Below are 25,496 nucleotides of genomic sequence, written 5' to 3'. Positions count from 1 at the left end.
ATAAAACACAAGGATATATATATGGCACTAGCAAGTAGGATCATACCATGCTTAGATATAAAAAATGACAAAGTTGTAAAAGGAATAAATTTTAAAGGATTGCAAGAGACAGGCTGTCCGGTAGAAATGGCAAAAAAATATAATGATGATGGAGCAGATGAGATAGTTTTTTTAGACATTAGTGCATCAAGTGAAGGTAAAAAAACAAGAATTGAACTAATAAAAAAAGTAGCACAAGAAATCTTTATACCTCTAACAATAGGTGGTGGCATAAGCTCACTAGATGATATATATGAGCTATTGAATGCTGGATGTGATAAGATAAGCATAAATTCTTCAGCAATAATAAATCCAAATCTAATAGAACAAAGCGCAAAAAGATTCGGCTCTCAATGTATTGTTGTAGCTATTGATACAAAATATCAAAATAATAAATGGGAAATATACACACATGGTGGCACAAGAAAGACCAATAAAGAGCTACTTTCATGGGCACAAGAAGCACAAGATAGAGGTGCAGGAGAGCTACTTATTACAAGCATGGATTGCGATGGATTGCAAAATGGATATGACTTAGAACAAATATCAAAACTACATGAAATAGTAACAATACCAATAATAGCAAGTGGCGGTGCTGGGAGAGATTCTGACTTTTATGATGTATTTAAAGTTGGTGCAAGTGGTGCATTAGCCGCTTCTGTGTTTCACTTTGATCTAATAAATATAAAAATTCTAAAGAAATACCTAAAAGAAAATGGCATAGAAATACGAATCTAATAACACCTATATGATAGAAAATCTAGGAATCTTGGGGCTATTTTTAATATCATTTATAGCTAGTTCTTTATATCCACTAGGCTCTGAAGTATTTGTAGCTATGTTTATAAAGTTAGGATACGACAAATATCTAGTCTTACTAGTGGCAACATTAGGAAATACACTAGGAACGCTAAGCACATATGCCATAGGCTATTTTGGTACTAACCTTATTCTTCATAGTAGATTTAAAGAAAATATCAAAAAAGCCATAAAATATGTAAATATTACAAAAAAATTCGGAAGTTTATGTGCGTTTTTTACTTTCTTGCCAATTATTGGAGATATTTTCGCCCTAGCCTTAGGGATTACAAGATGCAATCTAGCCAAAATGATTATCTTTGTAACTCTAGGCAAGACATTAAGATATTATTTAATCATACATTTTATAAGTGCTTAAGCATTGTTTCATACGCTACTTTTGTCCCCTCTCTTACATTTGTAAGTAGGCTTAAGATTATAATTGTAATACTAGCTGCTAAAAATCCCGGAACAATCTCATAAATAGGGAAATTAAAATAAGTCCCTAGATAATTTTTATAAAGCACCACAGTAATAGCGCCTACAACCATACCACCTATTGCACCAACTCTAGTCATTCTCTCCCAAAATAAAGAAAACAACATAACACTACCAAAACTAGCACCAAACCCAGCCCACGCATAAGCAACGATAGATAAAACACTAGAATCCTCATCAAAAGAAATCACAAAAGCAATACAAGCAACGCACAATACGCCAAGCTTACCTATGTTTAAGATTGATTTATCTGATGCATCTGTTTTAAAAATTCTTCTATAAAAATCCTCTGCAATAGTAGAGCTTGATACAAGCAGTTGAGAACTTGCCGTGCTCATAACAGCAGCCAAAATAGCAGAAAGTAAGATTCCGCTAACCCAAGGATTAAACAATACTTGACTCATTACAATAAATATCTTTTCAGGATCTTGTAGTGATAGCTCAAATTTATACACATAAGCAATCCCAATTACACCAATTAAACAAGCACCAATCAAAGAAATAACCATCCAAGAGATTCCAACAATAGTAGCTGCTTTAATATCATTTGTAGAACGAATAGACATGAATCTAACTAAAATATGAGGTTGCCCAAAATATCCAAGACCCCAAGCTAAACTTGAAATAATAGCAATAGCACTAACTCCCTCACCCATGGATAAAGCTTGAGGTTTAATTTCAGATACTATTTTTATACTCTCATCAATACCGCCTAAATGATATATCATCGCACAAGGCACAACAATTAAAGCACCCATCATTAATAAGCCTTGTATAAGATCAGTCCAACAAACAGCCTTATATCCACCAAGAAATGTATATGCTACAATAATGATTGTTCCAGTTGTTAGTGCATACTCATATGCTATACCAAAAGTAGCTTCAAATAGCTTTGCACCACTAACAAGTCCAGCAGATACATAAAATGTAAAAAATATCAAAATAACAATAGCACATAACACACGCAAAATATGCTTATCATCGGAGAATCTAGTCTCAAAATAATCAGGTATTGTAATAGAATTTGCAATTACGCTTGTGTAGATTCTAAGCCTCTTTGCAACAAAGCTCCAATTTAATAATGCCCCAATTGATAAACCTATTGCAATGTAAATTTCACTAAATCCAGTAACATACAAAGCTCCCGGCAATCCCAAAAGCAACCACCCACTCATATCAGATGCACCAGCAGATAGTGCTGATACAACAGGTCCCATAGAACGATTACCTAAAAAATAGTCTTCTGTATTTTTATTTTTGTTATAAAAATACAATCCAATAAAAAGCATAAGCAATGAATATGCTATAAATGTTGTTGCAATTTCAAAATTAATTTGAACCATTTTTCTCTCCTCTTATGCCAAGATTTCCATATCTGTGATACGAAATACTAAGTGATTTTTCAATTACATAATAAAGCAACTCGAATCTACCATTAATAAGTGGCTTACTTGAAGCGATAATTTTAGCTAACTTCGCACATGACTTATAGATAACATCATCAATACAAGGCTTTGCAAAATACCTAATTCGCTCATATTTTGATACATTTTGTGCAAATTCCTCTTTGCTTTGTTCTACAAATCCAACACTAGCTCCAATTAATGATGATATTTCTTTTAAAAATTCTATATGCTTGTTATCCTTATAGCACACAAAAAGCGGAATCCCCAAAGTATGAGTAGCTATCAAAACTCCTAGCATATCTTTTAGGGAATCTTCACTGCACACATAGTATCCGACATTCTTTACACTCTCATAATAAAACCAATTCTCCTCACCTCTTATATTTACATAGTCTCTTTTGACAGAAAATTCATTTAACTTATGATAAGCATAGCTCTTTGCCATTATAATTGAATCTCGCAAATCATCTTTATTTGGATTTGTTTGCATTAATTTTTCTAAAATTTCAGAAATATTACTATCTATCAAATTCTTTTCTGTTTTGTGTTGTGAAACATTTAAAAATTGGGTTATGTAATTATAAATACCAACTTTTCTACCAAACCCTATTGCTGATTTTTTCACCCCACCAAATGGCTGTCTTAATACAATTGCACCAGTGCTAGGCTTATTTATATAAATATTCCCAGCTTCTATTTTAGAAGTAAAAATTTCCCATTCTCGCTCATCTAGACTCTCTAATGCTGCAGTTAGTCCATATCCTGTAGAGTTTGCAATAGCTATTGCATCTTCTAAATCTCTAGCTCTCATAACCGATAATATAGGTGAGAATAACTCTTCTTTGTGCATAAACTCACCAACTCTAACTCCATATTTAATACAAGGTGTCATTAAATATGGATTATCATTGACAAAACTAGGTTTTAATGCCCACTCTTGCTCACCCTCTAACTCATTAATAGCTTTTATAGCCTTTTTATCATTGGAGTTTGCTAATGCACCTAACTTATTTTTAAACTCAAAAGGATTGCCAACATTTAATGACTTTGCTGCATCAACTAAAGTAGCTCTAAAATCCAAATCATCATACACCTCATCTTCTAGTATCAAAAGTGAAGTAGCAGAACACTTTTGCCCAGAATTTGAAAAGGCAGAATGAATGACATTTTTGATTGCTTGATCTCTATCGGCAAACCTACTAACAATTGTTGCATTTTTCCCACCAGTCTCTGCACTTAACATTAAAGTAGGATTACTATCTAACATAGCATAAGCCGTCTCTTCTCCTCCAGTTAGCACAGCAAAACAAATAGAAGAATCTTTTAATAAATATTCTGAAATATAAGAACCTTTAGTTGGCATGAAAATTAACGCATCTTTTGGGATTCCAGCCTCCCAAAAACATTCACATATCATATAGCCACTTAATGAAGATAGACTTGATGGTTTATATATTACTCTATTTCCAGCTGCTAGTGGTGCTGCAATAGTTCCAACTGATATTCCAATAGGGAAATTCCAAGGAGCAACCACAACTCCTATACCCTTTGGCGAAAGAGTAGTATTTTCATTTTGTGCCATTAGAGATTCTAAAGAATGAGGATAAAATTCTAAAAAGTCAATAGCCTCACTAACTTCAGCGTCTATTTCTATAAATGTCTTTCCAACTTCAAGCGCTGAAATACCTATTAAATCACCCCTTCTATCTCGCATTATTTGTGCGGTCTTAGCCAATATCTTATGAATCTCACTAAAGTTAGTTTCACTAAATTTAGAATCTTTTGCAATTTTTAAAGCTTCTTGTATATCTTCTTTGCTTGCTAGGTGAATTTTGCCTATATCTTTATTATTTATTCTTTCTTTTATAGTTATTGATTCTGTGCTAGTTTTTAGCTCTTCTTTAGCTACTGCGAACACTTCCATAAATGGCATATTTTCGTATTTTTGTCGTATATTTTTCGCCCATTGCCTATTTTGTGGCAGTATAAAGTCAGTATCAGGTTCATTATAAAAGCTCTTAGTATCATATGAACTTTGAGCCTTTTGTGGTAGTAATCTATTTTGAATCCTATGAGTTTTCGAATCTATTTTGGAAATTCCATCTAAAGATTCTAAAAACAATTTCTTTTGTGTTTCCCACGCATTATCGCCTACTTTTAGGTTAAAGAAATATCTCATAAAATTATCTACACTAGTATTCTCATCAAGCCTTCTCACAAGATATGCAATAGCGTTATTAAAATGAGATTCATCACATACAGGTGCATACAATATTAGTTTATGTAGTTGGGAAATCTCCTTAGCACACTGCATACTCATACCCTCTAACATTTCAAAAGTAAATGAAGAGAATGCATTTTTGTGCTTTATTTTTGTATAAGCATATGAAATCTCAAAAATATTATGACTTGCAATACCTATGTTTATGTATTTGTAATTATCACCACTTAGTATAAAATCAAGCATTTTATTGTAGTTTGAATCTGTATCTACTTTTTTAGAAAATGTAGGTAGCTCCCAACCTCTTTGAGAAGCTATAGTCTCCTCACTTTCCATATTTGCACCCTTAACAAACCTTATCTTAATTGGTTTTTTACCATTTAATACTCTCTCTTTTGAAAATGCAAATAACTTTTGTAGATAATCAAATGAATCAGGGATATATGCTTGAAGAACGATTCCGGCTTCAATATCAAAGTTTGAAATACTCTCCATAAAACTACTAACTGTAAGCTCTAAATCTCTAAATTCTTCCATATCCAAGTTTATAAATTTGCTGATCCCTTGTCTTTCTTGCTCTTCTTGTGCTATTTTGTATAAAAGATTCAACCTCTTTACTATCTCATCTTTAGAGTATTCAAAATCAATTATATTTATCTGCGAGAAGATAGTTGTAATTTTAATTGAAATATATGTTACAAATTTACTCTGCAATGCTTTTTTGTATTTTTCAATTCTATGATTACTCTCATCTTCACCTAAGACTTCCTCGCCTATTAGATTTATATTTAAAGTTATGTTTTCACTAGCTCTCTTATCTATGTGAGATTCTAAAAATGTTGGATTTTCATCTAACACCATACCTTTTGTATCATCTCTTAAATGCTTAACAAAAAATGGCACGCTAAGTTTTGGTGCTACACCGCCAAAACTCAAAAAACAAAATAGCAAAAACTTCTCACTGCTAGTGAAAAAATCAGCAATACCATACTTTCTTAAAATAGTCTCTATAAACTCAAAGGTCGATGATTTGTCTTTACATCTAAATGCACGATCTAATAGCTCTATTAGCATTATTTTATTTTTTGGATTATTTAGCAATTTTTGCATTTTGTTGTGAAATATTTTTTCACTTTGTTGCATATTTGTCTCAATCTTGCCTTGCAATTCTTCTGCGAATTTTAATGATTCATCAATTAAATCTAATTCCATATAAAAACTCCCAAAAAGTAAATTTTTAGTATAACTTTATGTAAATAATAATATTTGAAATTCAATTTTTACAAATATTTTTAGCTTATTTTTAAAATAAAGATAGAAAATATTTATTTTTGTAACACTTATGATACAATGAATCAAAGTTGAAGTTAGGAGGAACACATGAATACAACAATCACTTCAAAACATTTTGAGCTAACAGATTCAATTAAAGACTATATATACAAACTAAGTGATAGCTTGGAGAAGTATAGTTTAGACATCATAAGTAATAGAGTTGTAATATCATATCAAGATAAAAAGGGCAAAGAGAAGAAAAAAAGAATCTTTGAAATAGATTTAACAATCAATGTTGCAAAATCAAATACTATAGTAATAAGCCAAAAAGATAAAGATTTATATGCTGCTTGCGATTTAGCCTTCTCTAGAATGCACAAAATACTAAGAAGATATCATGATAAAATAAACAATAAACACGCTACACCTAGCGAAGAAATAATATCAGCTGATATTTTAAGAGATGAAGCATTAAGCCTAAAAGAAGATGAGATTGTACCAATGGATTTAGATTTACACAAGCCACTTGATATAGATGAAGCACTAGAAAGATTAAAAAGCAGCTCACAACAATTTTTTGTATTTAATGATAAGGATTTAAAAATGAGAGTTATTTATAAAAGAATAGATGGAAAATATGGACTCTACTAAAAAAATATACCTAGTTGGCGGATATGTAAGAGATAAACTGCTACATATAAAATCAAAAGATAAAGACTATGTAGCAGTAGGATATAAGGAATCTGATTTTTCACACTTACAAAAGGTTGGCAAAAGTTTCCCTGTATTTTTACTAGATAACAACTCACAAATTGCACTAGCACGAAAAGAAACAAAGCTAGGGCATGGATACAATGGCTTTTCATACGATACAGAAAATGTAACTTTGCTTGAAGATTTAAAAAGAAGGGATCTCACAATAAACTCTATAGCATTAGATGAAGATAGTGGCGAGATAATAGATCCTTTTGGTGGAGCAAATGATATAAAAAATAAAATTTTACGACATACAAGTAGTGCATTTATAGAAGATCCACTTAGAGTGCTACGCATAGCAAGATTCAAAGCAAAACTTGGACAATTGTGGAAAATACATAAAGATACAAAAGCTCTAATCTATAACATGAAAGACGAACTAAAATACTTAGAACCAAACAGAGTATATAAGGAAGCAGAAACAGCACTTAGCTACAAAAATGCTCATTTATTCTTTGAAAGCCTATTTGAACTTGGAGTGTTAGAATATATCTTTCCAAATATCTACAAGTTAACAACGCTAAAAGAAAGTAGCCTATATCACATGAAAGCTTCTGCATTCTTGCACACCATAAATACAATAAAAAATCTAAAATATGAAAACTTATGCCTAAAACTATCTGCACTATACCATGATATAGCAAAACCACATATATATAGATTCTATGGAAACTCCAACGGACATGATGATATAAAACTAGTAGAATCTCTAATAGACATGCAAATCCCAAACAGACTAAAAAAAGATATACTACTTCTAATACAAAACCACATAAAAATACAAGAAATAGAAAATCTAAAAGCATCTAACATAGTTAGATTATTAGAATCTTATAAAGGTAATTTAGAGCTACTCAATTCACAAATCAAACTATTTAATGCAGATTTAAAAGCTAGAAAAGCATATCGTAGCATAAAAAAAATAGACACAGATAAACTAATAGAAGCATTTAAGAAAATAAAATACTCCCCAAAACAATGGATAGAATCCAAAGAAATTCCACCAAATGCAACACAAATCAAAGAACACATACTGCAAGAAAAAATAAAAATAATAAAAGAAATTTTTTAGTTTCACTTGATACAATTATAAGAATAATTTTTAATTTTGACTAGGTGAAAATATGGAATTTCTAAAAGAAACAATAGACTACGCAATATTCAGTATTTTAGGGATTATGGGCTTTATAGCTTTATGGCTCACTATTGAGAGAGTTATGTTTTTTTCGAAGATAAATTTAAATGACTATGACACTCAAGAATCCTTTGAAGATTCTATTACCAAACATCTAACAACACTATATATAATCTATTCAAATGCTCCATATGTCGGACTTCTAGGCACGGTAATTGGGATTATGATCACATTTTATGATATGGGACTTAGCGGAACGATAGATACAAAAGAGATAATGACTGGACTATCTTTAGCATTAAAAGCCACAGCACTAGGCTTAGCAGTAGCTATACCAACGCTAATTGCATACAATGCACTATATCGCAAGATAACACTGCTTAGCAATACATATAAAAATAAGAATCTAAAATGATAAAAATACCAAAAAACGAATCTCTAAACATAGTTCCATTTATAGATGTTATGCTGGTTTTACTAGCAATAGTCCTTAGTATATCAACATTTATCGCACAAGGAAAGATAAAAATAGATCTACCACAAAGTGCAAATAGCGAATCTCAAAACGATGAGAAAAAAGTAAAAATTCTAGTAGATAAAGAAAATAAAATATATCTTGACGACAAAGAAATATCAATAATTTCGCTAAGAGATTCTATAAATCAAATCGATAGAAAAATGCTAATAGAGCTAAGAAGCGATAAGGAAGCAAAGTTTCAAACTTTTATACAAATAATAGATATTCTAAAGGAAAAAGGACATGAAAACTTCAGCATCGCCACAGAAAAATAGAACACTAAAAGCATTCTTCATAGCATTTGGTATATATTCTATTGCTATTTTTAGTCTTTTATACGCCAATACAAAGCTACCACAAAATGTGGGCGTGCAACCACAAAGTATATCCATCGCACTCACACAATTTGTAGCACAAACAACACCAACATCACAAGAAATAAAACCCATAGAAGAAATCAAAGAAATACAAAAACCAATCAAAAAGAAAAAAGAAAAAAGAAAAAAAGAACCAATACCAACACCACAAAATATAGCACAAACAGAATCCAAAACACAGCCAAGCACCAATACTACAACCGCACCACAGGCAACACAAGAACCACAGACACTAGTATTTGGCAAAACAAATGACCCATTTTTAATATCAATAAAACAAGCAATAGATAAAAATCTGCACTATCCAAGAAAAGCTAGAATAATGAAATTATCAGGCATTGTAAATATAAAATTTGAATTATTAAAAGATGGCAGAGTCCAAAATATAAAAATTATAGATTCATCAGGTCATGGTATCTTAGATAAGTCAGCTCATAAGACAATTTTGGACGCGAGAGCATATTTCCCGCAACCAAAAAATAATGTAACAATACAAATACCAATACAATACAAACTAATTTGATTTAAACAGAATGCGATTTATAAATTGTATTGGATTTGCATTTTAGTTTGAAAGTGAGTTAAAGATTCTCTTTTTATAAAATCTCTATGCATACAATCTTGTTTTATTGCAGCTAAACTCTATTCCAATAACAATTTGAAATACATGTATATTTTTATTACATAAATTAAATACGAATCGTGTTTAGCTATATTTGAAACATTGAAGATTAGAGGGCTGGATTATTTCCAGCACTCTGTATTTTCTATACCAACATCTGAAGCTTTAAAATGAGGCTCTTTTCCTTCTGCTCTTTGTTTTTCATAATCTTTTAGAACCTTGATGGCTATTCCACCAAGCTTAATAATTGCAATAATATTAATAATTGCCATAAAGCCCATAAGAACATCTGCCAAATCCCATGCAAGAGAGAAGTTAATCTGTGCTCCAACAAACACCATAATAACAGCAGTTGCCCTAAAGACATTTAACGCCATTTTATTTTCTGTAATAAATCTAAAATTCATTTGAGAATAAAAGAAATTACCAATAAGCGATGTAAAGGCAAATAACACAACAGCAATACTAACAAAATGCATACCAAAGCTACCAAAATATCCTTCCATAGCCTTTTGCATAATTGCCATACCTTGAAGATTCCCCACATTTTCTTGTGAGCAAAGCACGATAAATGCAGTAGCACTACAAATCACTAGAGTATCAATAAATACAGATAATGTCTGAACCATACCTTGTTTTGCTGGGTGGGTTGTATGTGCCGCTGCTGCTGCATTTGGAGCTGAACCCATACCTGCCTCATTTGAGAATAGTCCTCTCTTTATACCTATCACCATAGCACTACCAGCAAAACCACCAAAAATAGCCTCAAAATCAAAAGCTTGTTCTAATACATGAGAGAATACAACAGGGATTTGCTCAAAATTACTAACAATAACAATAAATGCAACTATAAAATAGCCAATTGCCATAACAGGAACTAACACTGAAGTTACAATGGCTGAAGCTTTGTTTTTGCCATAGAAAAACCCAATAACTAATATAGCTAAAATCGCACCTAAAAATATTTTAAAATTACCACCATTAAAAGATTCACTACCAACATACACCTCAAACACAGAAGTTAGAGTATATGCTTGAAGACCATTAAACCCATATGTAAAGCACAGAATAAGAGAAATTGCAAAAATAATACCAAAAGTCCTAGAACCAAGTGCACTCTCTATATAATAAGCAGGACCACCTTTATAGTTATATTCTCCATCTCTCCTTTTATACACTTGCGCTAGAGTACTTTCAACAAATGCACTTGCACCACCCAAAATAGCAGTAACCCACATCCAAAATAATGCACCAACACCACCAGCACTCATAGCAACTGCAACACCAACTATATTACCAATCCCAACCCTAGAAGCAGTAGAAATCATCAATGCACCAAATGGGCTTACATGCTCTTCATGTGATTTCTCTCTTAGAATCTTAAAAACTTGAGGCAAAAATCTAAATTGTATAAATCTAGTTCTTATAGAAAAATATATACCACTAAAAAGTAACAAAAATACCAAAAAATAGGTATACAAGAAAGTATTGATTTCACCAATTAATTCCATATCAAACCCTTATTGTTAAATTTACATCTATCATTTTAGTTATTTATTTTCCAATTTCAAAGAATTATTAAACTTTTGATAAAATTTATTTTTACATTGTTTAATTTTTACACAATAAATCCACCACCTAATACTTTATTCTCTTCATATAATACTAATGCTTGACCTTGTGCTACACCATATGCACTCTCACTTAGTCGTGCTACTATAATTTCTTTATTGCCTTCTCGCTCTAATTCTACTTCTGCCTTCACTTTATGACTCTTGTAACGAATCTTTACATCACATTCTAACTTTGCATTATTAGCAAACAAATCAATCGGCAAAGATACATTTATAGCCCTAACTTCATTTATAGCTAATTCTTCTTTATCTCCAACAACAATAGTATTATTATCAGGATTGATTTTTACTACATAATGTGGTGTTAATGCACCATTTATAGTAAATCCTTTTCGCTTGCCTATTGTATATTGCATATAGCCTTTATGCTTTCCTATTTTGTTACCTTTTGTATCAAGAACATCGCCTTCATTATTTGTATTAAAGTGCTTTTCTAGCACATCTACATAAGTATTCTCAACAAAACATATTTCTTGTGAATCTTTATAAGTCTCCAATGTCCCAAGCCATGGAAGCTCATTTAGTGCAATTGGTTTTACATCTTTTTTTATCTTATCTCCTAATGGAAATATAATTCTCTCTATCCATTCTTGTCTTAAACCAAACAAAAAATAACTCTGATCTTTATGAGTATCAACTGCTTGAGCAATTTTAGAATCTATAATCTGTGCGTAATGACCAGTAGCAACAAAATCATAACCAAGTTTATCTGCCATATTAAAAGCTATACTAAACTTTACCTTTGGATTACACATGGCACATGGATTGGGAGTTAATCCCTTTTTATAAGATTCCACAAAGTAGTCATAGACTGCTTCTTTAAATAACCCTCTCTCATCTACAATATCATACGAGATTCCTAGAGCCTCTGCGCATTTTTCTATATTTCTTATATAATAGTTATGTTTTTCTTCTTTATCATGTAATTTCAAATAAACACCATGAACTACATATCCAGCCTTTTGTAACAAATATGCACAATAGCTAGAATCAACTCCGCCACTCATTAACAATAATACTTTTTTCATAATTATTCCTTTGTATACTCTAATTTTTTACCCAAAAATAATGAATTATCAGTATATTTCGCCCACAAAATCTCCAAAGAAAATACCTCTCCTTCGCCTAATTTAGCATAAGGAAATGTTTTATAATACAAAGCTTTCTGCTCTGTTGTGGCATGTTTAAAATGTGCCTTAATTTGCACACCTTGCAATGTTTTTAATGCTCCATCTTTGGCTATATTCACACCACACTTTGGAAACTTCTTTGCCAGTTTTATATGCTTTGAATCAACACTACTTTTAAAAATAAGCTTCAAAGTTTCAACACAAAAAACATAATAGCAACTAGCAGTATATACACAAATGTCATCATATGTATCATCAATGACACTAAGGGTAAGCAGTTTATTGTTTGCTATGAATTTCGATATTCTCGTATCCATGAGGAAATTGTAGCCAAATTTTAAAAAATACAAAATTTAATATTATCTCTGTATTTATGCTACAATTAAATGAAACAAATTATTAAAGGAGAAAATATGAAAAAAATACTTGTAAGTGCAATTGTGGCTGGAATGCTATCAAACATAGCAATGGCAAAAGACGAGACAAAATTATATGATCCAAAATCAGAAAAAAACCATGTAGTTATAAATATGGAAATTTTGGATAAAAATGGCAATAAAAATGCAGGAGAAATAGTAGCTGTTGAAACAAAATATGGAGTAGCATTTTATCCGAATCTAAAAGGTGTAGAAAGCGGGATTCACGGATTCCATATCCATGAAAATGCAGATTGTGGAGCAACTGATAAAGGACTTGGCATGAAAGCAGGTGGACATTGGGACCCAGAAAAAAATGGGGGACACTCATATCCTTGGAGCGATAATGGACACAAGGGTGATTTGCCAGCTATATATTCTGATTCAAACAAGGAAGTTACAACTCCCGTATTAACACCAAAATTAAAATCTCTCAATGAAATTAAAAATCATGCACTAATGATTCATGTTGGTGGTGACAACTATCATGATCACCCAGCAGCATTAGGTGGCGGTGGTGCTAGAATGATTTGCGGAGTTATAAAGTAAAACAAGAGATTCTTAGAATCTCTTGTTAGTTTTTGTATAATTTCCAAAAATTTTGGAGCAGATATGAAAATCGCATTAATTAGCAACTCGCTATTGCTTGATAGAAGTTTGGAAATATACTTAAAAGACTACATTACAAGCTACAAACAATGCGACTTTGTAGTATCCACAGAGAAAATAGAACAATCAGATAAGCCAGTATTTTTGATAGGTGATTATGAAAATTCAAACCTAAAAAAGCCATTTACAAAAGAAATACTACTAGAAAAATTAGAATCTTTTTTTCTAAAACTACAAAAACAAGGTCCAAACACACAAAATATAGAACCAATAAATAATCAAAAATGGCAAGAAATAGTTCAACACTCCACAAAAATAGAAAATAACAACACGAATTTAACATTGCAAGATAAACTAGAAGAAATTCTTAGAAGATACGCAAAAGAAATAGAAGAAACAATAAAAGAACATATAAAAAATGAAAAATAAACAAACCATACAAATAATCGGAGGTAGATTCAAAGGAAGAAAGCTAAAAATGGCAAATCTATCTACAACTAGATCAAGTAAGGCAATTTTAAAAGAATCTCTATTTAATACGCTATATACAGATGTTGTTGGGGTGAATTTTGTAGAATTTTTCGCAGGCACTGGTAGCATAGGCTGTGAGGCTCTAAGTCGTGGTGCAAAATGTGGAATCTTCTTTGAAAAGGACAAAGATTCATATGAAGTGCTAAAAGAAAATCTTCAAACAATATGCAATGATTGTGAGTATAAAATAATATTTGGAGATACATTTTCTAAATATAAAGAATTAAAACCAGAAGAACCAAGCATAGCATACTTTGATCCTCCATTTTGCATACGAGATGGAATGGATAATGTATATGACAAAACTTTTAATATTATAAAAAGCTTAGATTCAAAGGTATTCATATATGTAATAATAGAACATATATCAAACATACAAACTCCACAAAATATCGGGAATTTCACACTAATAAAAAGTAAAAAATTTGGCAATAGCACACTTAGTTACTATAAGGAAATATAATGCAATACTATGGAAGAAATAACAAAAGTCTAGCAAAAGCAATATTTAAAGAAGATTTACAAGATATTATAGACAATAAAGAATGGGAAATAGTTGATATTAGAATGCCAGATGATTTTAGAAGAGGTCATATAAATGGTGCAAAAAATATAACAACACAAGAGGAACTACAAAGTATCTTAGATAGTGGAAAAAATATACTTCTAAACTGCTACTCTGGGCATACCGTATCAGTAATTGGTAGCGATTTAGTTAATTCTGGATATACAAATATATATTTCTTAGATGAGCATATAGAAGACTGCATATGATATTGGCGACCCTTGGAAGATTTGAACTTCCGTTTATGCCGTGAAAGAGCATTATCCTTGGCCACTAGATGAAAGGGTCGTGCGAATTTTAGCATAAGATTACCATTATTTATATCTTATATAACAATTTAATATAATCTAAATGATTGAAAATCAAATACCAAACTAGTTGGAATCTCTAATTTATTATCAACTCTACTCTTTGGCGCAACCACCAATATATAACCACCAGCTCCATTATTATCCCATATACTAAAAAATCCTTTTTAGAGCTGATATACTCTCCATGGCTTGGATCTAATATCTTAATGTAATCTCCATAATAGTTGATAATTACAACAAAGTGTGGATATCGCGGATCATTTTCTATCTTAACTATCATGGGTAAATTTATAAGCTTATTTAATGCATTTCTACCAATCTGATAAGCTCTAATCTCATAACCCATTTCTAAAATGACCTCACTTAAAGACGCAAAGCTAACAGAATTAGTATTTAACTCATCGCCACTAATAATCTTTAATACATCTGCTTCACTTAGCCTTTTATCATCAATCATATTAATCAATGTAGTCAATGAAGAAGCACCGCATGATTCTTCATATGTCTGTCTTACTACATTTTGATTTTTTATATCAATATAAGATCTAACTACAAACTCGGCATTTATAATGCCTGTCAATAGGAACAATGATATTAAAACTTTCTCCATAGGCTTATCCCAAACACACTATCAGGCGATGCTGAGCTACCACCAAAACTACCATTAACAGAAATTGCAGTATTAGAATTTAAGCTATATGTAGATCCAACACTAAATGTAGGTATGGATCTTAGTTCAGAATTTTGATAGCCATTTACCTTTTGTCTAGTTTGATATCTTTGTTCTATACCAAAGTCTAATGTAATTTTTGGACTTAAAATAACAGATAAATTCCCACCAAAATAGAAGCTATTTCCATATCTTATATTGAAATTATTAAACTTTCTATCTGCATTGTAACCAAAACCACCATATATACTATACACCACTGGATCACTATATCCTCTAACGCTAGCTTGGATACTTTGTGATTTAAAATAAAAATTTTCCGTCATATCAACAGCACTTTCTCTTTGAATCACAGCAGTTTGAAGTGTAATCTGCGGTATTAACTCATATATACTATCTGCAGTATAAATAAAACCAAGCCACAAATTATCAAAATTTATTGTATTTTTACTAGAGTATGAATTATCTACATAGTTTGTATATTCTTTTCTCATATAGCTACCGCCACCAGATACTAATAAATCGATCTTAGGATTCAATGTATAAATAAATGTCTGATTTAAAAACAATCCTTTTGTATCATTCCAAATTGTTGGATCGCCACTTATTGAAATATCTGGATACAAATAATATGAATTAGAGTTGCCAGTGCTTAGAATAGATAAGCTAGTGATGCTTCTCAAACCTATTTGTTTTTTAAATAACGAATCTATGCTTAACCTATCACTTGCAAAAAGCTCTCCAACAAGAAACATGAAATCAAAATAAAATTCTTACCATGAACTATGTTACCTTTATACTCAAATTTAAAGTATATATTATTACAAATTTTATATTAATAATTTTTTAAAAAAGTTACAGATATGATTTACAAATCGATACAAAATCGCAAATTGAGTGTAATTTAAATTTCAAGGAGCTATACATGAATAAAATATTTATGTGTATTATTGTTACTAGTTTATTTATTAATAATTCTTTTGCAAATGATTTCTTAGCAAAAGTAAGCAATGGAATCTTAAGTGATAGTTCTAATGAAGTAAGAATCCTTAATAAAGATGAAGAAAAAGAAATTGTAGGTGGGTATATGGTTGGGCTATAGACAGGAATTTATACAATAATGAATTACATGTAATAATGATGCCAACTCAGAAGGAATATGAGCTTGGTCAATTATGCGGGATAGATCAGACATGTTCAAATCCTAGCTCATATAGAGGCAAAGAATGGCTAAGTGCAGTTGGTGGTAATAAAAATCAGTGGCTTGGATATTCTGTTAAGAAAAATATAGGCTATTCCAAATATGGAAAATACGCTTATTTCACATATTCCGCATCTATTTACAATGCTTCAACAGGTACAGCATATAGAACAAACTCTAGCCAACTTCTGAATAACAATATGATAGTAAAGGAACTATCTAGTAAATATAAATCGTTTTTAGAGTTTAAGCTTGGTGGTTTAAGCGTTAATTAAAGTCAAGACTTTATAAGCAATGGAGTTGATATGGTACGCTTTGATCTTAGTTATATGAACATGCAGATTCAAATCAATCAAAATAATACAAATAGGTCATTTGGTTATAAAGTTGATCAAGATGGATTTTTTGATAGCAATTTTAATAAAGCAACAAATATACCAGATAATATTAAAATTGATGCTAATCATATAAATGAATTTTATCAAATTTCTGCAAACTCAAACATTAGAGATTATGGTCATATAGATATAGTAGCTACTCTGTCTAATATATATAATGATTTTTCTAAAATTCCAAGTGAACAAAGGGCTATATTAGCAAAAGAAGAGTTAGAATATAGAGAAGATGTATATGGCGATTTTTTCTCATTTAGAGACGAATTTTTAGATGAAAATGGAAATATTAATGAAAGTGGTGAATTTTTCTTACTTTTTAACAGAATAGCGTCTTTAAATGAAAATATAATTGGTACTCACTCTATAAGAAAACAAGTAGAATATGATAGTGAATTAAGAAATTTTATTAGAAAAAATAGCGTTTATATGATTGAAGGCGATAATGTGTTAAGTGGCATTATGTCGCATGATATTAACACATCATTGGAACTATTGAGCTTAACAGACAAGGAAAAGTTTAAAGAAAAATGGCTTGATGCACTAAAAGAATACAAAAAAAGCTAGCAACACAAGACAATACCAACAACGAAGACAAACCAACTAAAAGAAAACCCATACAAGGTAAATCAGACAATAATGAAACATATGTAGATGAAAATATAAATAAAGCATTACAAACATTATTAGAAAGTAAATTTAACAAAGAAAAAATGCTTGATATTTTATTTGAAACAAATACTAATAATATAAATGATGATTCTATGGAGATAATATCTGAAATGAATAAAAACAATGTAGAAAATAAAAATAATAAAAAAACTAATTTAGATTTGAAAGTTTAAAAGCTATATCTCCAGCCACTGCTTATATTCTCCTATTTTTTTAGATATATCAAACTCCATAGAATACTCTAAGAGCTCATCTTTATGAAATATATTTGAATTATCAAGAACATATTTTATAGCTCCAACCATGCTATTTAGGTCATTTATAGAGGTTACTATCCCGCACTTAAATAAAGGTATAGAATCTATATCTCGTCTCTTTTCTCCCAAAATTATTCTAGGAGCACAATCTGTAGTGATTATAGGCACACCTAGAGAGATAGATTCTACTAACACATTTGGAAATCCTTCATGATTTGAACCAAACACAAAAAAATCAGCCACACTCAAAGGTGCATAAGGATTCTTTGTCTTGCCAAGTAATGTAATATTCTTACTATCTCCTATTGCTTCTTTAAGGTAGGATTCTAGCTCACCAGATCCTATAATAAACAAATGCACCTTATAACCTAAAGACAAAATTTCATTAAATGCATTAATTAGTAAAATATGATTCTTCCCAACATCAAGTCGCCCTACACTTACAAAAATTATTTCACCATTGCTTTTATGTCGCTTTATTATTTGCTTTAGTTCTGTTTCCTCTTGTGATAAATTTCGTATCTTATCTATACAAAATACATTAGGTAAAAATGTAACCTTCTCTCTTGCTATACCAAAATTTTCTACTAAGTCATCTGCATTTTGCTCTGAATTAGCAGAGATTTTATACGCTTTGTTATACAAAGCCTTAATTAAAAATCTATTAATCTTAGAGGCTAGATTATTATAGCCATATTGCTCTGATGGATAACATCTCTCTGATATAAAGATTCTTGGTTGTCTCACAAAAAATGACGCAAGTATATTTATATAATTTGGGCGTGTCATCAATGATAGAGAATGTGTAGAATCTTTAATAATTTTTGAGTATTTATAAGCAAGGAATGGTAATTTTAAAAGCTTTATCACCCCATTTTCATTATTGCTATTTTTACCTAAGATTATCTTCTCTACACCATTTGGTATCTCATAATGACAAACATCTTCAAGCAATACAAGGGTAATTTTATATTCCTTTATTAGCTCTTCTAGAAGCAATGAAGTAACCCTCTCTGCACCACCAGCACCAAATGAATAAATAAGTATTACTATATGCATTTACCTAAAACCTCACAAGTATTATCTACCATTTTAGATATTGAAAATCTATCAATAATATGCTTTTTAGATTCAAAACTTAGTCTTATTTGTTCATCATTGCTTAATGATATTACAGAATCTAAACACTTATACAAGCCCCTTTCATCACGCTTGTTGAAGCAAAATTTATAGTCTTGTCCAAAATTTGCTATTACAGCACTCTCTCCAACATCACTAACAATAGGTAAAGCCCCACACGCCATGCCTTCTGCAATAGAATTAGAAAAACTCTCCGTATATGAAGTAGATAGTATAAAATCAAAGATAGAATAATAGTCCCATACATTATCTTTAGCCCCTAAAAACAATACTCTATCTTTAAAATCTCCCAATACATCTAAGCATTCTCTTAAAATTACATCATCTATTTTGCCAATAGATATAAAATATACATTACTATTCTTGCCACACAAATATCTAGCAGCTTTGGCAAAAAGCGGATAATCTTTCACTTTATTCATTCTAGCTGCAATTCCAAATATAATAGATTCTTTAGGTAGGTTTAGCCTTTCTTTTAGGATATTGTCTCTATCTTTAACACATGCAGTATCAATCCCATTATACACAACACAAGCTCTATCCATAAAATATCCATACTCTTTATAGAAACTAATTGCATCATTAGAGTTACAAACTATCGCTTTTGCATATTTACTGCAATACTTCTGTGCATAAAAATATGCTTTTGAAAAAAATGGTAGCTTTGTTACATTAATAGCACTAGATCTAAATCCAAAAACAACTGGTATATTTAAAAAAGCAGAAGCAAACAGACTAAAAAGATTAGAATCTGGCATAAAAGCATAGATAACATCTGGCTTAAAGTCTTTGATTATTTTTCTATATCTACATAAAAATAAAAAATCACTCTTGCCTTTTTTATCTACACACACATAAGGCAAATGAGAGACTTCATCATACAAATCACCACCACTATAAAATGTGCATAACAACAACTCAATATCATCTCTAGCATAAAGCCCTTTAGCAAGATTTACCCATTGTCTCTCCGCCCCACCAAAATTTAAAGATCGTATAGTTAGTAATATTTTCATTTTTCTACTATTTGCTTTGTAATTATTCTTGGGATAAATGTTTTTGGAAGACATATATAAAACAATGCCTTTAATGCTTGTAAGCTAGGGTATATTGTAAAGCTTTGCAGAATCTTTTTAAAAGCCATATTTCTATTTCCGCCTTGATGATACAAAAGTGCAGCAGTAGCACATAACTCTGATAGATACCTTGGACATACTTCTTTTCTTTCTTTATAGAATAACAAAATATTTTGTTCATAGTTCTTTGCCATTAAAAGCGGATTATATTTTAGAGTATGACTTAGAGAATCTGCATGAATTCTATAAAATTTCAAAGGCTTATGATAATAATAGCTCTGACTTTGTTTATGCATTCTAAGCCAAAGTAAGCCCATATTACCCCTCTCTTCGCTAAATCTCCTTCTTCCAAGCAAATTCCTCTCAAATAAAGTTACAAACTCTCCTTGAAGCCTACCACTTAAGACATCCTTAAAACTAATTTCACCAGATTCATCTACTCCTCTGCCAGATAATGAGCCATCATCACTTCTAGTGCAATTTGCAATAATGATTCCATATCTTTTATCATGTTGCAAATATATATTTACCAAATTTGAAATAGCCTCTTTAAAAAGCACATCATCATCATCAAGCAATAATACAAGCTCACCATTTGCATAATCTAAACCATTATTTCGATTACCAGCTGAACCACTACTTCTAGTATTTTGCACAACCTTTATATTTGAATGCTCCATTGCATATTCTTGGGCAAAGACAAAGGTATTATCGCTTGATTTATCATCGCTAATTATTATCTCTAAGTTTGGATAGTCTTGGTCTAATATACTTAAAATTGCTTCAGTAAAAAAATATTCTCTATTACAGGTAGTAAGGACTATACTAACTTTTGGTAATTTTGAATAATGACTTAAATCCATTATCCTATATCCTTATAGTTTATTTTTGTTGGAATCCCATTTTGTATTTTATATATCACATCGCATTTTTCTATCGTGCTTAGCCTATGTGCTATTATTAGGAGAGTTTTTCCTTGTGAGATTTGATATATCTCTTCCATTATTCTTTGCTCTGTTGCATTATCCAATGCACTTGTAGCCTCATCTAACACTAATACTTCAGGCTCTCCATACAATGCCCTTGCAATTGCAATTCTTTGTCTTTGCCCACCACTAAGTGCTACACCACTATCTCCAACTTTGGTATCTAATCCATCTTTACCCTCTAAAAACTCATAAATATTTGCCAATTTTAGACAATACTTAATCTTCTCTTCATTGTAGATTCTGCCAAAGACCACATTATCAGCCACACTTCCATCAAACAAATAAACCTGTTGTGGTATATATCCTATTTTCTTACGCCAACTTTTTATATTTGCATCACTAAGCTTAGTGGAATCTATATATATCTCACCACTCTTTGGAGTTAAAAGACTGATAATTAAATCAACTAATGTGCTTTTACCACTCCCAGATTCTCCTATAAATGCTATTTTTTCTCCCTTTTTTATTAGCATATTTATATTTTCTAAGACATTTTTATCACCATAGCCAAAGCTTATGTTATTAAGCTTTATACTATCTTTGAAGCTTATTTCACCATTTCCAAGATTCTTGGTTTGTATGTTTATATCATTGTATATTATTTCTAAAGATCTAAAATTAAATAATATTTTATTATATGAATCTAAGATTCTATTAATTGAAGGAAGCAGTCTGTATAATGCTAAAACATACATTGATAATAATGGTAAATAACTAGCAATATTATCTCCATCCGTTATAAATAAATACAACACAACAAAAATCATCAAACAAAATCCAATAGCCTCTAAAAGCAATCTAGGGATATGAAAGAAAGTTTGATTTTTAATATTTGATAGAGAATAACCCCAAGAAGACTTGCTAAAATTCTCTAAAATCGAACTATCATCACTATTTAGCTTAATTATTTTATAATTACCAAAACTATTTGCAATACTCTGAAAAAAGCTTTTTTGAAATTGTTCTTTTTGTTTTCCTTGACCTTTTATTTTTTTAGATACAAATTTTGTCATCAAAAAACCAAAAATACCTAATAAAATAGTAATACTAAATGTGATTTCAAAATTTACGAATAAAAGCGTAATATAAATTAGCAATACAACAAAAATTTCAGAAATCATAAAAAGTGTAGCAGATAACAAAATAGTAAAATTATGTGCTTCGGTTGTGATTGTCTTGGTTAGATAACTAGTATTTTTAGTAATAAATTCCTCATAATTCATACCCAGATAATTTACAAACAATCTGCCAACTATCAAATGATATCTACCAAATGTGAATTTGGCCAAAAAATGCTGATATGCTAAGTTTATAATGCTTCTAAAGACATAAAAACAAAGCAAGAAAATACCGAAAAACACGACAAAATCATAATAAGATGTAAAATTTAGACCATGATAAAAATAAGCAAAATATGGTTTATTTTCTATTAGAGTAAAATCACTTGCTATAGATATAAATGGAGCAATAGCAGAGATTCCAATAAGCTCTATTAAAGATACAAGCAAAGAAAATAAAAGCAAAAAATATATAAAAGCTCTATCGCGTTTGCTTAGAATTATTTTTAGTTGAGAAAACATACTCTACCTTAAAACTAGATTTTGGATTATAAACTAAAATAATTTTACTATTCCTTTAAGTAATCTTGCTTAATTTCCTTTTGCACCTTTAGACCTAAAGTCTTTAGATTATCAAATCTATTTGCCAAATTCCCCTTGCCACTGCTTAGCTTCTTATCCATATCTTCACTTGCATTTACTAAAGTATTTATAGTCTTTTTAACCTTATCAAAATCATCTAAAATACTAGAAAACTTATCATAAAAATTCTCAATTTCTTTAAAAGCCTTTAGAACATTTGTATTACTATTTATCTTAATCCATGTTGCATCTATTGTCTTTAATGCAATAAAGAGTGTATTTGGTGTGGTTAGATAGACCTTTTTTAAATAAGCATATTGATAGATTGATGAATCACTATCCAATGCTAAATCAAGCAGATTCTGATATGGCAAAAATAAAAGCGTAAATTCATGTGCATTAGCAATATAGGCATAAGGTTTTTTGCTTAGCTCATCAATTCTTGCTTTTATATTTTTTGCTATTTCTTTTGAGAGTAATTCATAATCACTACTCTCATCAAAACTGGGCAAAGAAAACTTAGAATCTACAACAATACTCCTATCTTTGCTTAAATAAATTATCGCATCAGGAGCATATCTATTGTTATTTTCATCTCGTAAGCTTTCTTGCAATTTATATTGCTCACCCTCTTTAAGCCCACTTTGCTCTAAGACATTTTTTAGTTGCAACTCACCAAAATTCCCTCGAATCTTCTTATCGCCCTTTAGTACACTAGCTAATTTATCAGCCTTATCTCCTATGTTTTGTGTATATTTAAAAATATGGTCTATATTTACTTTTAGAGATTCTTCATTTTTGATTAGTTGCTTTGAATAATCATCAATACTCTGCTTTATAGGTGTAAAGATAGAATCTAATATCTTTTTTGAATCCTCGCTTATTTGGAGTTTATTTTGATTTAGAAAGTTTTGTTGAGTTTCTTTTAGGTTTTTATCAAATTTACCTTCTAATGATTCTAAAGATTCTTTAGCAAACTTTTGTTGGTTTTCTAATAGTCTTTGATAATGCTCTTCTAGCTGTGATTTTTGCAGCATTGCTTCTTCTTTTATATTCTTTAGTTGAAGCTCCTTTTCTTTTAATAGCTCTTCTTTTAATGCTAACTGCACCTTTAGGCTGCTATAAAGAACTCTTTGTCTTATAAAAAGCCAACCAACAATCACACATAATACTAAACAACAACCAATAATAATCTCTAACAAGCAAGGACCCTAAAAGTTTTTATTAGATTCTATCAAACTCCAAATAATATTGCCAATTATTGACAATATCCTCTCTATGCTTTTTAATATGTGCTAATTCATAATCTAAAATCTCTTTTAGATTCTCCCTAGCGCCTTTGTTACCTCTAAAATATTCTAATACATCTTGTATTGTAAGTGTGATTTGTGAATCATATTCTTTTGATTTATCACACAAAAATGACAAAAGTCTCTCTACATAATCAAAAGTAGCCTTATATAAAACCTCATTGCTCTTTAAAATTCCAAAAGAATCCTCTGTAATATACACACATATATCATCGCTAAACTCACAAGCAAATAAAGAAATAATATCCAAGCACCCACCAAAATGTGCAGCTGGTTTTGAGATATAAAGCTGAACTTCTAAATCGCTATCCAATCCTATATCTCTAGCTCTTGCAATAAGCGTTAGCGGATATGTATGCCATAGATTATGCAATGCACCTCTAAACATTTTTGCACAAAAAATCTTTTTGTAATGCTCTGTTTTAGTTGGTGCATATAAAGAAAATGCATTAGCAATATTTTCCATTGTTTTTAAAACATTTTCCTTAGCAATATCATCAAAATCAACATAATAAACACAAGGACTAGCAATACTCTTAAGCAAAGAATGATAAATAAAACTTTGGATCTTAAAGCTATCATAAACTGGCACCAACTCTCTTGTGTACCCATCCCACGAAATATATGGAGATAGTGTATTAAAATCACTATTTAAGCCTAAAGTAACCCTAGTTCCAACACCACCACTTTTATGAAATCCATGCTTTATAACAGAAATAGGATCTCTAACTTGCATAATTAATGGCACATCTCTTGGTAAAAGTGCAAAAAACTTATCCCTATCAAGTCTGCTCCCATATTTGCTAAGCCCATAATCTAAAATCGCTATGGCATTTGTTTTATCAGCATTATCTACAAGATTCTTATAATGATAAATATATCTGTCTTTTGCCAAAGATTAACTATAACTTACATTTAAAAAATAACCACTCTCATCATATAATGCTCTTAAAAAATGAAGCATTGCTGTCCCACCACTACCATGTCCAGTAGCATATATGAATCTGCATTTTGGCAGAGGAATATTAAGCTCCCAAGCAATATTTGCTGGAAGCTGTTTATAATCAATAACGCTAGGTTTCATGAGCGGAGGGAATTTTGTATTTTTATATTTGACTTCAAATTCTAAAGAAGTAATCCAAGAATATATTAAATCTATATTGTTGTTTATAAAACTAAGTGTCTCTTGGGAGATAGTTAAAGTTATAAACTCACAAATCTTCTCAAGCTTCAAAGAGCTAATAGTTGAAGCTAAAGAAGGCTCTAAATTAGCCCCCCCCCCCGCAGAGAGAATCTCAACGCTATTCAT

At 30.6% G+C, this 25,496-nt stretch carries 28 protein-coding genes, 1 tRNA gene and 1 pseudogene; 15 read left to right on the top strand and 15 right to left on the bottom strand.

All coding sequences use genetic code 11. The features are described 5' to 3' along the window. Positions 1-21 precede the first annotated feature (21 nt). The gene (gene hisF, locus PF022_RS02765) at positions 22-777 is read left to right on the top strand and encodes an imidazole glycerol phosphate synthase subunit HisF (RefSeq protein WP_271020390.1); all 756 of its coding nucleotides are present in this window, start codon (positions 22-24) and stop codon (positions 775-777) included. Positions 778-787: 10 nt separating this feature from the next. Continuing rightward, positions 788-1,216, top strand: a complete 429-nt coding sequence (locus PF022_RS02760) for a YqaA family protein (protein WP_271020389.1) — start codon at positions 788-790, stop codon at positions 1,214-1,216. On the opposite strand, the gene putP is transcribed toward PF022_RS02760, so the two are convergent. Together putP and PF022_RS02750 are read right to left on the bottom strand one after the other, a co-directional pair. After that, positions 1,203-2,678: a sodium/proline symporter PutP gene (putP, locus tag PF022_RS02755; RefSeq protein ID WP_271022711.1), complete on the bottom strand. Its 1,476-nt coding sequence runs from the start codon at positions 2,676-2,678 to the stop codon at positions 1,203-1,205. The two genes, PF022_RS02760 and putP, sit on opposite strands and share 14 nt — an antisense overlap. Further along, positions 2,665-6,174, bottom strand: coding sequence for a bifunctional proline dehydrogenase/L-glutamate gamma-semialdehyde dehydrogenase (locus PF022_RS02750; RefSeq protein ID WP_271020386.1), 3,510 nt, complete (start codon positions 6,172-6,174; stop codon positions 2,665-2,667). Before PF022_RS02750 ends, putP begins: the two co-directional genes overlap by 14 nt. A 168-nt stretch (positions 6,175-6,342) precedes the next feature. Between PF022_RS02750 and hpf the strand changes: the two genes are divergently transcribed. From hpf to PF022_RS02725, 5 genes are read left to right on the top strand one after another with little or no spacing between them, the layout of a single operon-like run. Continuing rightward, entirely contained in the window at positions 6,343-6,888 is a 546-nt protein-coding gene (gene hpf / locus PF022_RS02745; RefSeq protein ID WP_271020383.1) for a ribosome hibernation-promoting factor, HPF/YfiA family, read from the top strand. Further along, positions 6,875-8,065: a polynucleotide adenylyltransferase gene (locus PF022_RS02740; RefSeq protein WP_271020382.1), complete on the top strand. Its 1,191-nt coding sequence runs from the start codon at positions 6,875-6,877 to the stop codon at positions 8,063-8,065. Before hpf ends, PF022_RS02740 begins: the two co-directional genes overlap by 14 nt. A gap of 52 nt (positions 8,066-8,117) precedes the next feature. Next, complete coding sequence (gene exbB / locus PF022_RS02735; RefSeq protein ID WP_271020380.1) at positions 8,118-8,543, top strand: TonB-system energizer ExbB; 426 nt, start codon at positions 8,118-8,120, stop codon at positions 8,541-8,543. After that, positions 8,540-8,920 carry a TonB system transport protein ExbD gene (gene exbD, locus PF022_RS02730; protein WP_271020379.1) on the top strand — a complete coding sequence of 127 codons (381 nt, stop codon included), beginning with the start codon at positions 8,540-8,542 and terminating at the stop codon, positions 8,918-8,920. The genes exbB and exbD overlap by 4 nt, the downstream gene beginning before the upstream one ends. After that, a complete protein-coding gene (locus PF022_RS02725) occupies positions 8,889-9,545 on the top strand; it encodes an energy transducer TonB (protein ID WP_271022709.1) in 657 nt (218 codons plus the stop codon). Before exbD ends, PF022_RS02725 begins: the two co-directional genes overlap by 32 nt. A gap of 221 nt (positions 9,546-9,766) precedes the next feature. On the opposite strand, the gene PF022_RS02720 is transcribed toward PF022_RS02725, so the two are convergent. The 3 genes from PF022_RS02720 to PF022_RS02710 form a co-directional block, all read right to left on the bottom strand. Then, positions 9,767-11,155 (bottom strand): alanine/glycine:cation symporter family protein, encoded by a 1,389-nt coding sequence (locus tag PF022_RS02720; RefSeq protein ID WP_271020375.1) that lies wholly within the window; start codon positions 11,153-11,155, stop codon positions 9,767-9,769. Between the two features lie 107 nt (positions 11,156-11,262). Continuing rightward, positions 11,263-12,306, bottom strand: coding sequence for a tRNA 2-thiouridine(34) synthase MnmA (gene mnmA / locus PF022_RS02715; RefSeq protein ID WP_271022708.1), 1,044 nt, complete (start codon positions 12,304-12,306; stop codon positions 11,263-11,265). 2 nt (positions 12,307-12,308) lie between these two features. Next, positions 12,309-12,725, bottom strand: coding sequence for a hypothetical protein (locus PF022_RS02710; protein WP_271020371.1), 417 nt, complete (start codon positions 12,723-12,725; stop codon positions 12,309-12,311). Positions 12,726-12,821: 96 nt separating this feature from the next. Here PF022_RS02710 and PF022_RS02705 point away from each other — a divergent pair, with 96 nt between their 5' ends. From PF022_RS02705 to PF022_RS02690, 4 genes are all read left to right on the top strand, one after another. Next, positions 12,822-13,373 (top strand): superoxide dismutase family protein, encoded by a 552-nt coding sequence (locus PF022_RS02705; RefSeq protein WP_271020369.1) that lies wholly within the window; start codon positions 12,822-12,824, stop codon positions 13,371-13,373. Positions 13,374-13,436: 63 nt separating this feature from the next. Further along, on the top strand, positions 13,437-13,862 hold the full coding sequence (locus PF022_RS02700) for a hypothetical protein (protein WP_271020366.1): 426 nt from the start codon (positions 13,437-13,439) through the stop codon (positions 13,860-13,862). After that, the gene (rsmD, locus tag PF022_RS02695; RefSeq protein ID WP_271020364.1) at positions 13,852-14,427 is read left to right on the top strand and encodes a 16S rRNA (guanine(966)-N(2))-methyltransferase RsmD; all 576 of its coding nucleotides are present in this window, start codon (positions 13,852-13,854) and stop codon (positions 14,425-14,427) included. The genes PF022_RS02700 and rsmD overlap by 11 nt, the downstream gene beginning before the upstream one ends. Then, on the top strand, positions 14,427-14,738 hold the full coding sequence (locus PF022_RS02690; protein WP_271020362.1) for a rhodanese-like domain-containing protein: 312 nt from the start codon (positions 14,427-14,429) through the stop codon (positions 14,736-14,738). The genes rsmD and PF022_RS02690 overlap by 1 nt, the downstream gene beginning before the upstream one ends. Before the next feature lie 3 nt (positions 14,739-14,741). Here PF022_RS02690 and PF022_RS02685 read toward each other — a convergent pair. The 3 genes and pseudogenes from PF022_RS02685 to PF022_RS02675 all read right to left on the bottom strand — a co-directional run bounded on the left by PF022_RS02685 (position 14,742) and on the right by PF022_RS02675 (position 16,265). Next, positions 14,742-14,817: transfer RNA gene (locus PF022_RS02685), tRNA-Glu, on the bottom strand. 49 nt (positions 14,818-14,866) lie between these two features. Then, a pseudogene (locus tag PF022_RS02680) lies at positions 14,867-15,450 on the bottom strand (C39 family peptidase). Next, positions 15,435-16,265 carry a hypothetical protein gene (locus PF022_RS02675; RefSeq protein ID WP_271022706.1) on the bottom strand — a complete coding sequence of 277 codons (831 nt, stop codon included), beginning with the start codon at positions 16,263-16,265 and terminating at the stop codon, positions 15,435-15,437. The pseudogene PF022_RS02680 and the gene PF022_RS02675 overlap by 16 nt, the downstream one beginning before the upstream one ends. A 170-nt stretch (positions 16,266-16,435) precedes the next feature. Between PF022_RS02675 and PF022_RS02670 the strand changes: the two genes are divergently transcribed. From PF022_RS02670 to PF022_RS02655, 4 genes are all read left to right on the top strand, one after another. Continuing rightward, complete coding sequence (locus PF022_RS02670; protein WP_271022705.1) at positions 16,436-16,612, top strand: hypothetical protein; 177 nt, start codon at positions 16,436-16,438, stop codon at positions 16,610-16,612. 38 nt (positions 16,613-16,650) lie between these two features. Continuing rightward, positions 16,651-16,986, top strand: a complete 336-nt coding sequence (locus tag PF022_RS02665) for a hypothetical protein (RefSeq protein WP_271022703.1) — start codon at positions 16,651-16,653, stop codon at positions 16,984-16,986. Between the two features lie 30 nt (positions 16,987-17,016). Continuing rightward, positions 17,017-17,670 carry a hypothetical protein gene (locus tag PF022_RS02660; protein ID WP_271022702.1) on the top strand — a complete coding sequence of 218 codons (654 nt, stop codon included), beginning with the start codon at positions 17,017-17,019 and terminating at the stop codon, positions 17,668-17,670. A gap of 146 nt (positions 17,671-17,816) precedes the next feature. Then, positions 17,817-17,948, top strand: a complete 132-nt coding sequence (locus PF022_RS02655) for a hypothetical protein (RefSeq protein ID WP_271022700.1) — start codon at positions 17,817-17,819, stop codon at positions 17,946-17,948. Between the two features lie 3 nt (positions 17,949-17,951). On the opposite strand, the gene PF022_RS02650 is transcribed toward PF022_RS02655, so the two are convergent. Genes PF022_RS02650 through PF022_RS02620 form a run of 7 tightly spaced genes read right to left on the bottom strand, consistent with a single transcriptional unit; the run spans position 17,952 to position 25,496 of the window. Beyond that, positions 17,952-19,091 carry a glycosyltransferase gene (locus PF022_RS02650; RefSeq protein WP_271022699.1) on the bottom strand — a complete coding sequence of 380 codons (1,140 nt, stop codon included), beginning with the start codon at positions 19,089-19,091 and terminating at the stop codon, positions 17,952-17,954. Then, positions 19,082-20,188, bottom strand: a complete 1,107-nt coding sequence (locus PF022_RS02645) for a glycosyltransferase (protein ID WP_271022698.1) — start codon at positions 20,186-20,188, stop codon at positions 19,082-19,084. Before PF022_RS02645 ends, PF022_RS02650 begins: the two co-directional genes overlap by 10 nt. After that, positions 20,185-21,111 carry a glycosyltransferase family 2 protein gene (locus tag PF022_RS02640; protein ID WP_271020351.1) on the bottom strand — a complete coding sequence of 309 codons (927 nt, stop codon included), beginning with the start codon at positions 21,109-21,111 and terminating at the stop codon, positions 20,185-20,187. The genes PF022_RS02645 and PF022_RS02640 overlap by 4 nt, the downstream gene beginning before the upstream one ends. Continuing rightward, the gene (locus PF022_RS02635; RefSeq protein ID WP_271020348.1) at positions 21,111-22,817 is read right to left on the bottom strand and encodes an ABC transporter ATP-binding protein/permease; all 1,707 of its coding nucleotides are present in this window, start codon (positions 22,815-22,817) and stop codon (positions 21,111-21,113) included. The genes PF022_RS02640 and PF022_RS02635 overlap by 1 nt, the downstream gene beginning before the upstream one ends. A gap of 47 nt (positions 22,818-22,864) precedes the next feature. After that, positions 22,865-24,079: a DNA recombination protein RmuC gene (locus PF022_RS02630; RefSeq protein WP_271022696.1), complete on the bottom strand. Its 1,215-nt coding sequence runs from the start codon at positions 24,077-24,079 to the stop codon at positions 22,865-22,867. 22 nt (positions 24,080-24,101) lie between these two features. Further along, positions 24,102-25,082 (bottom strand): DUF2972 domain-containing protein, encoded by a 981-nt coding sequence (locus tag PF022_RS02625; RefSeq protein WP_271022695.1) that lies wholly within the window; start codon positions 25,080-25,082, stop codon positions 24,102-24,104. 3 nt (positions 25,083-25,085) lie between these two features. Then, positions 25,086-25,496 (bottom strand): hypothetical protein, encoded by a 411-nt coding sequence (locus PF022_RS02620; protein WP_271022694.1) that lies wholly within the window; start codon positions 25,494-25,496, stop codon positions 25,086-25,088.

Source organism: Helicobacter sp. WB40 (assembly GCF_027859275.1).
GTDB classification, from domain to species: domain Bacteria; phylum Campylobacterota; class Campylobacteria; order Campylobacterales; family Helicobacteraceae; genus Helicobacter_D; species Helicobacter_D ibis.
This window is presented reverse-complemented; position numbering and strand designations above follow the sequence as displayed.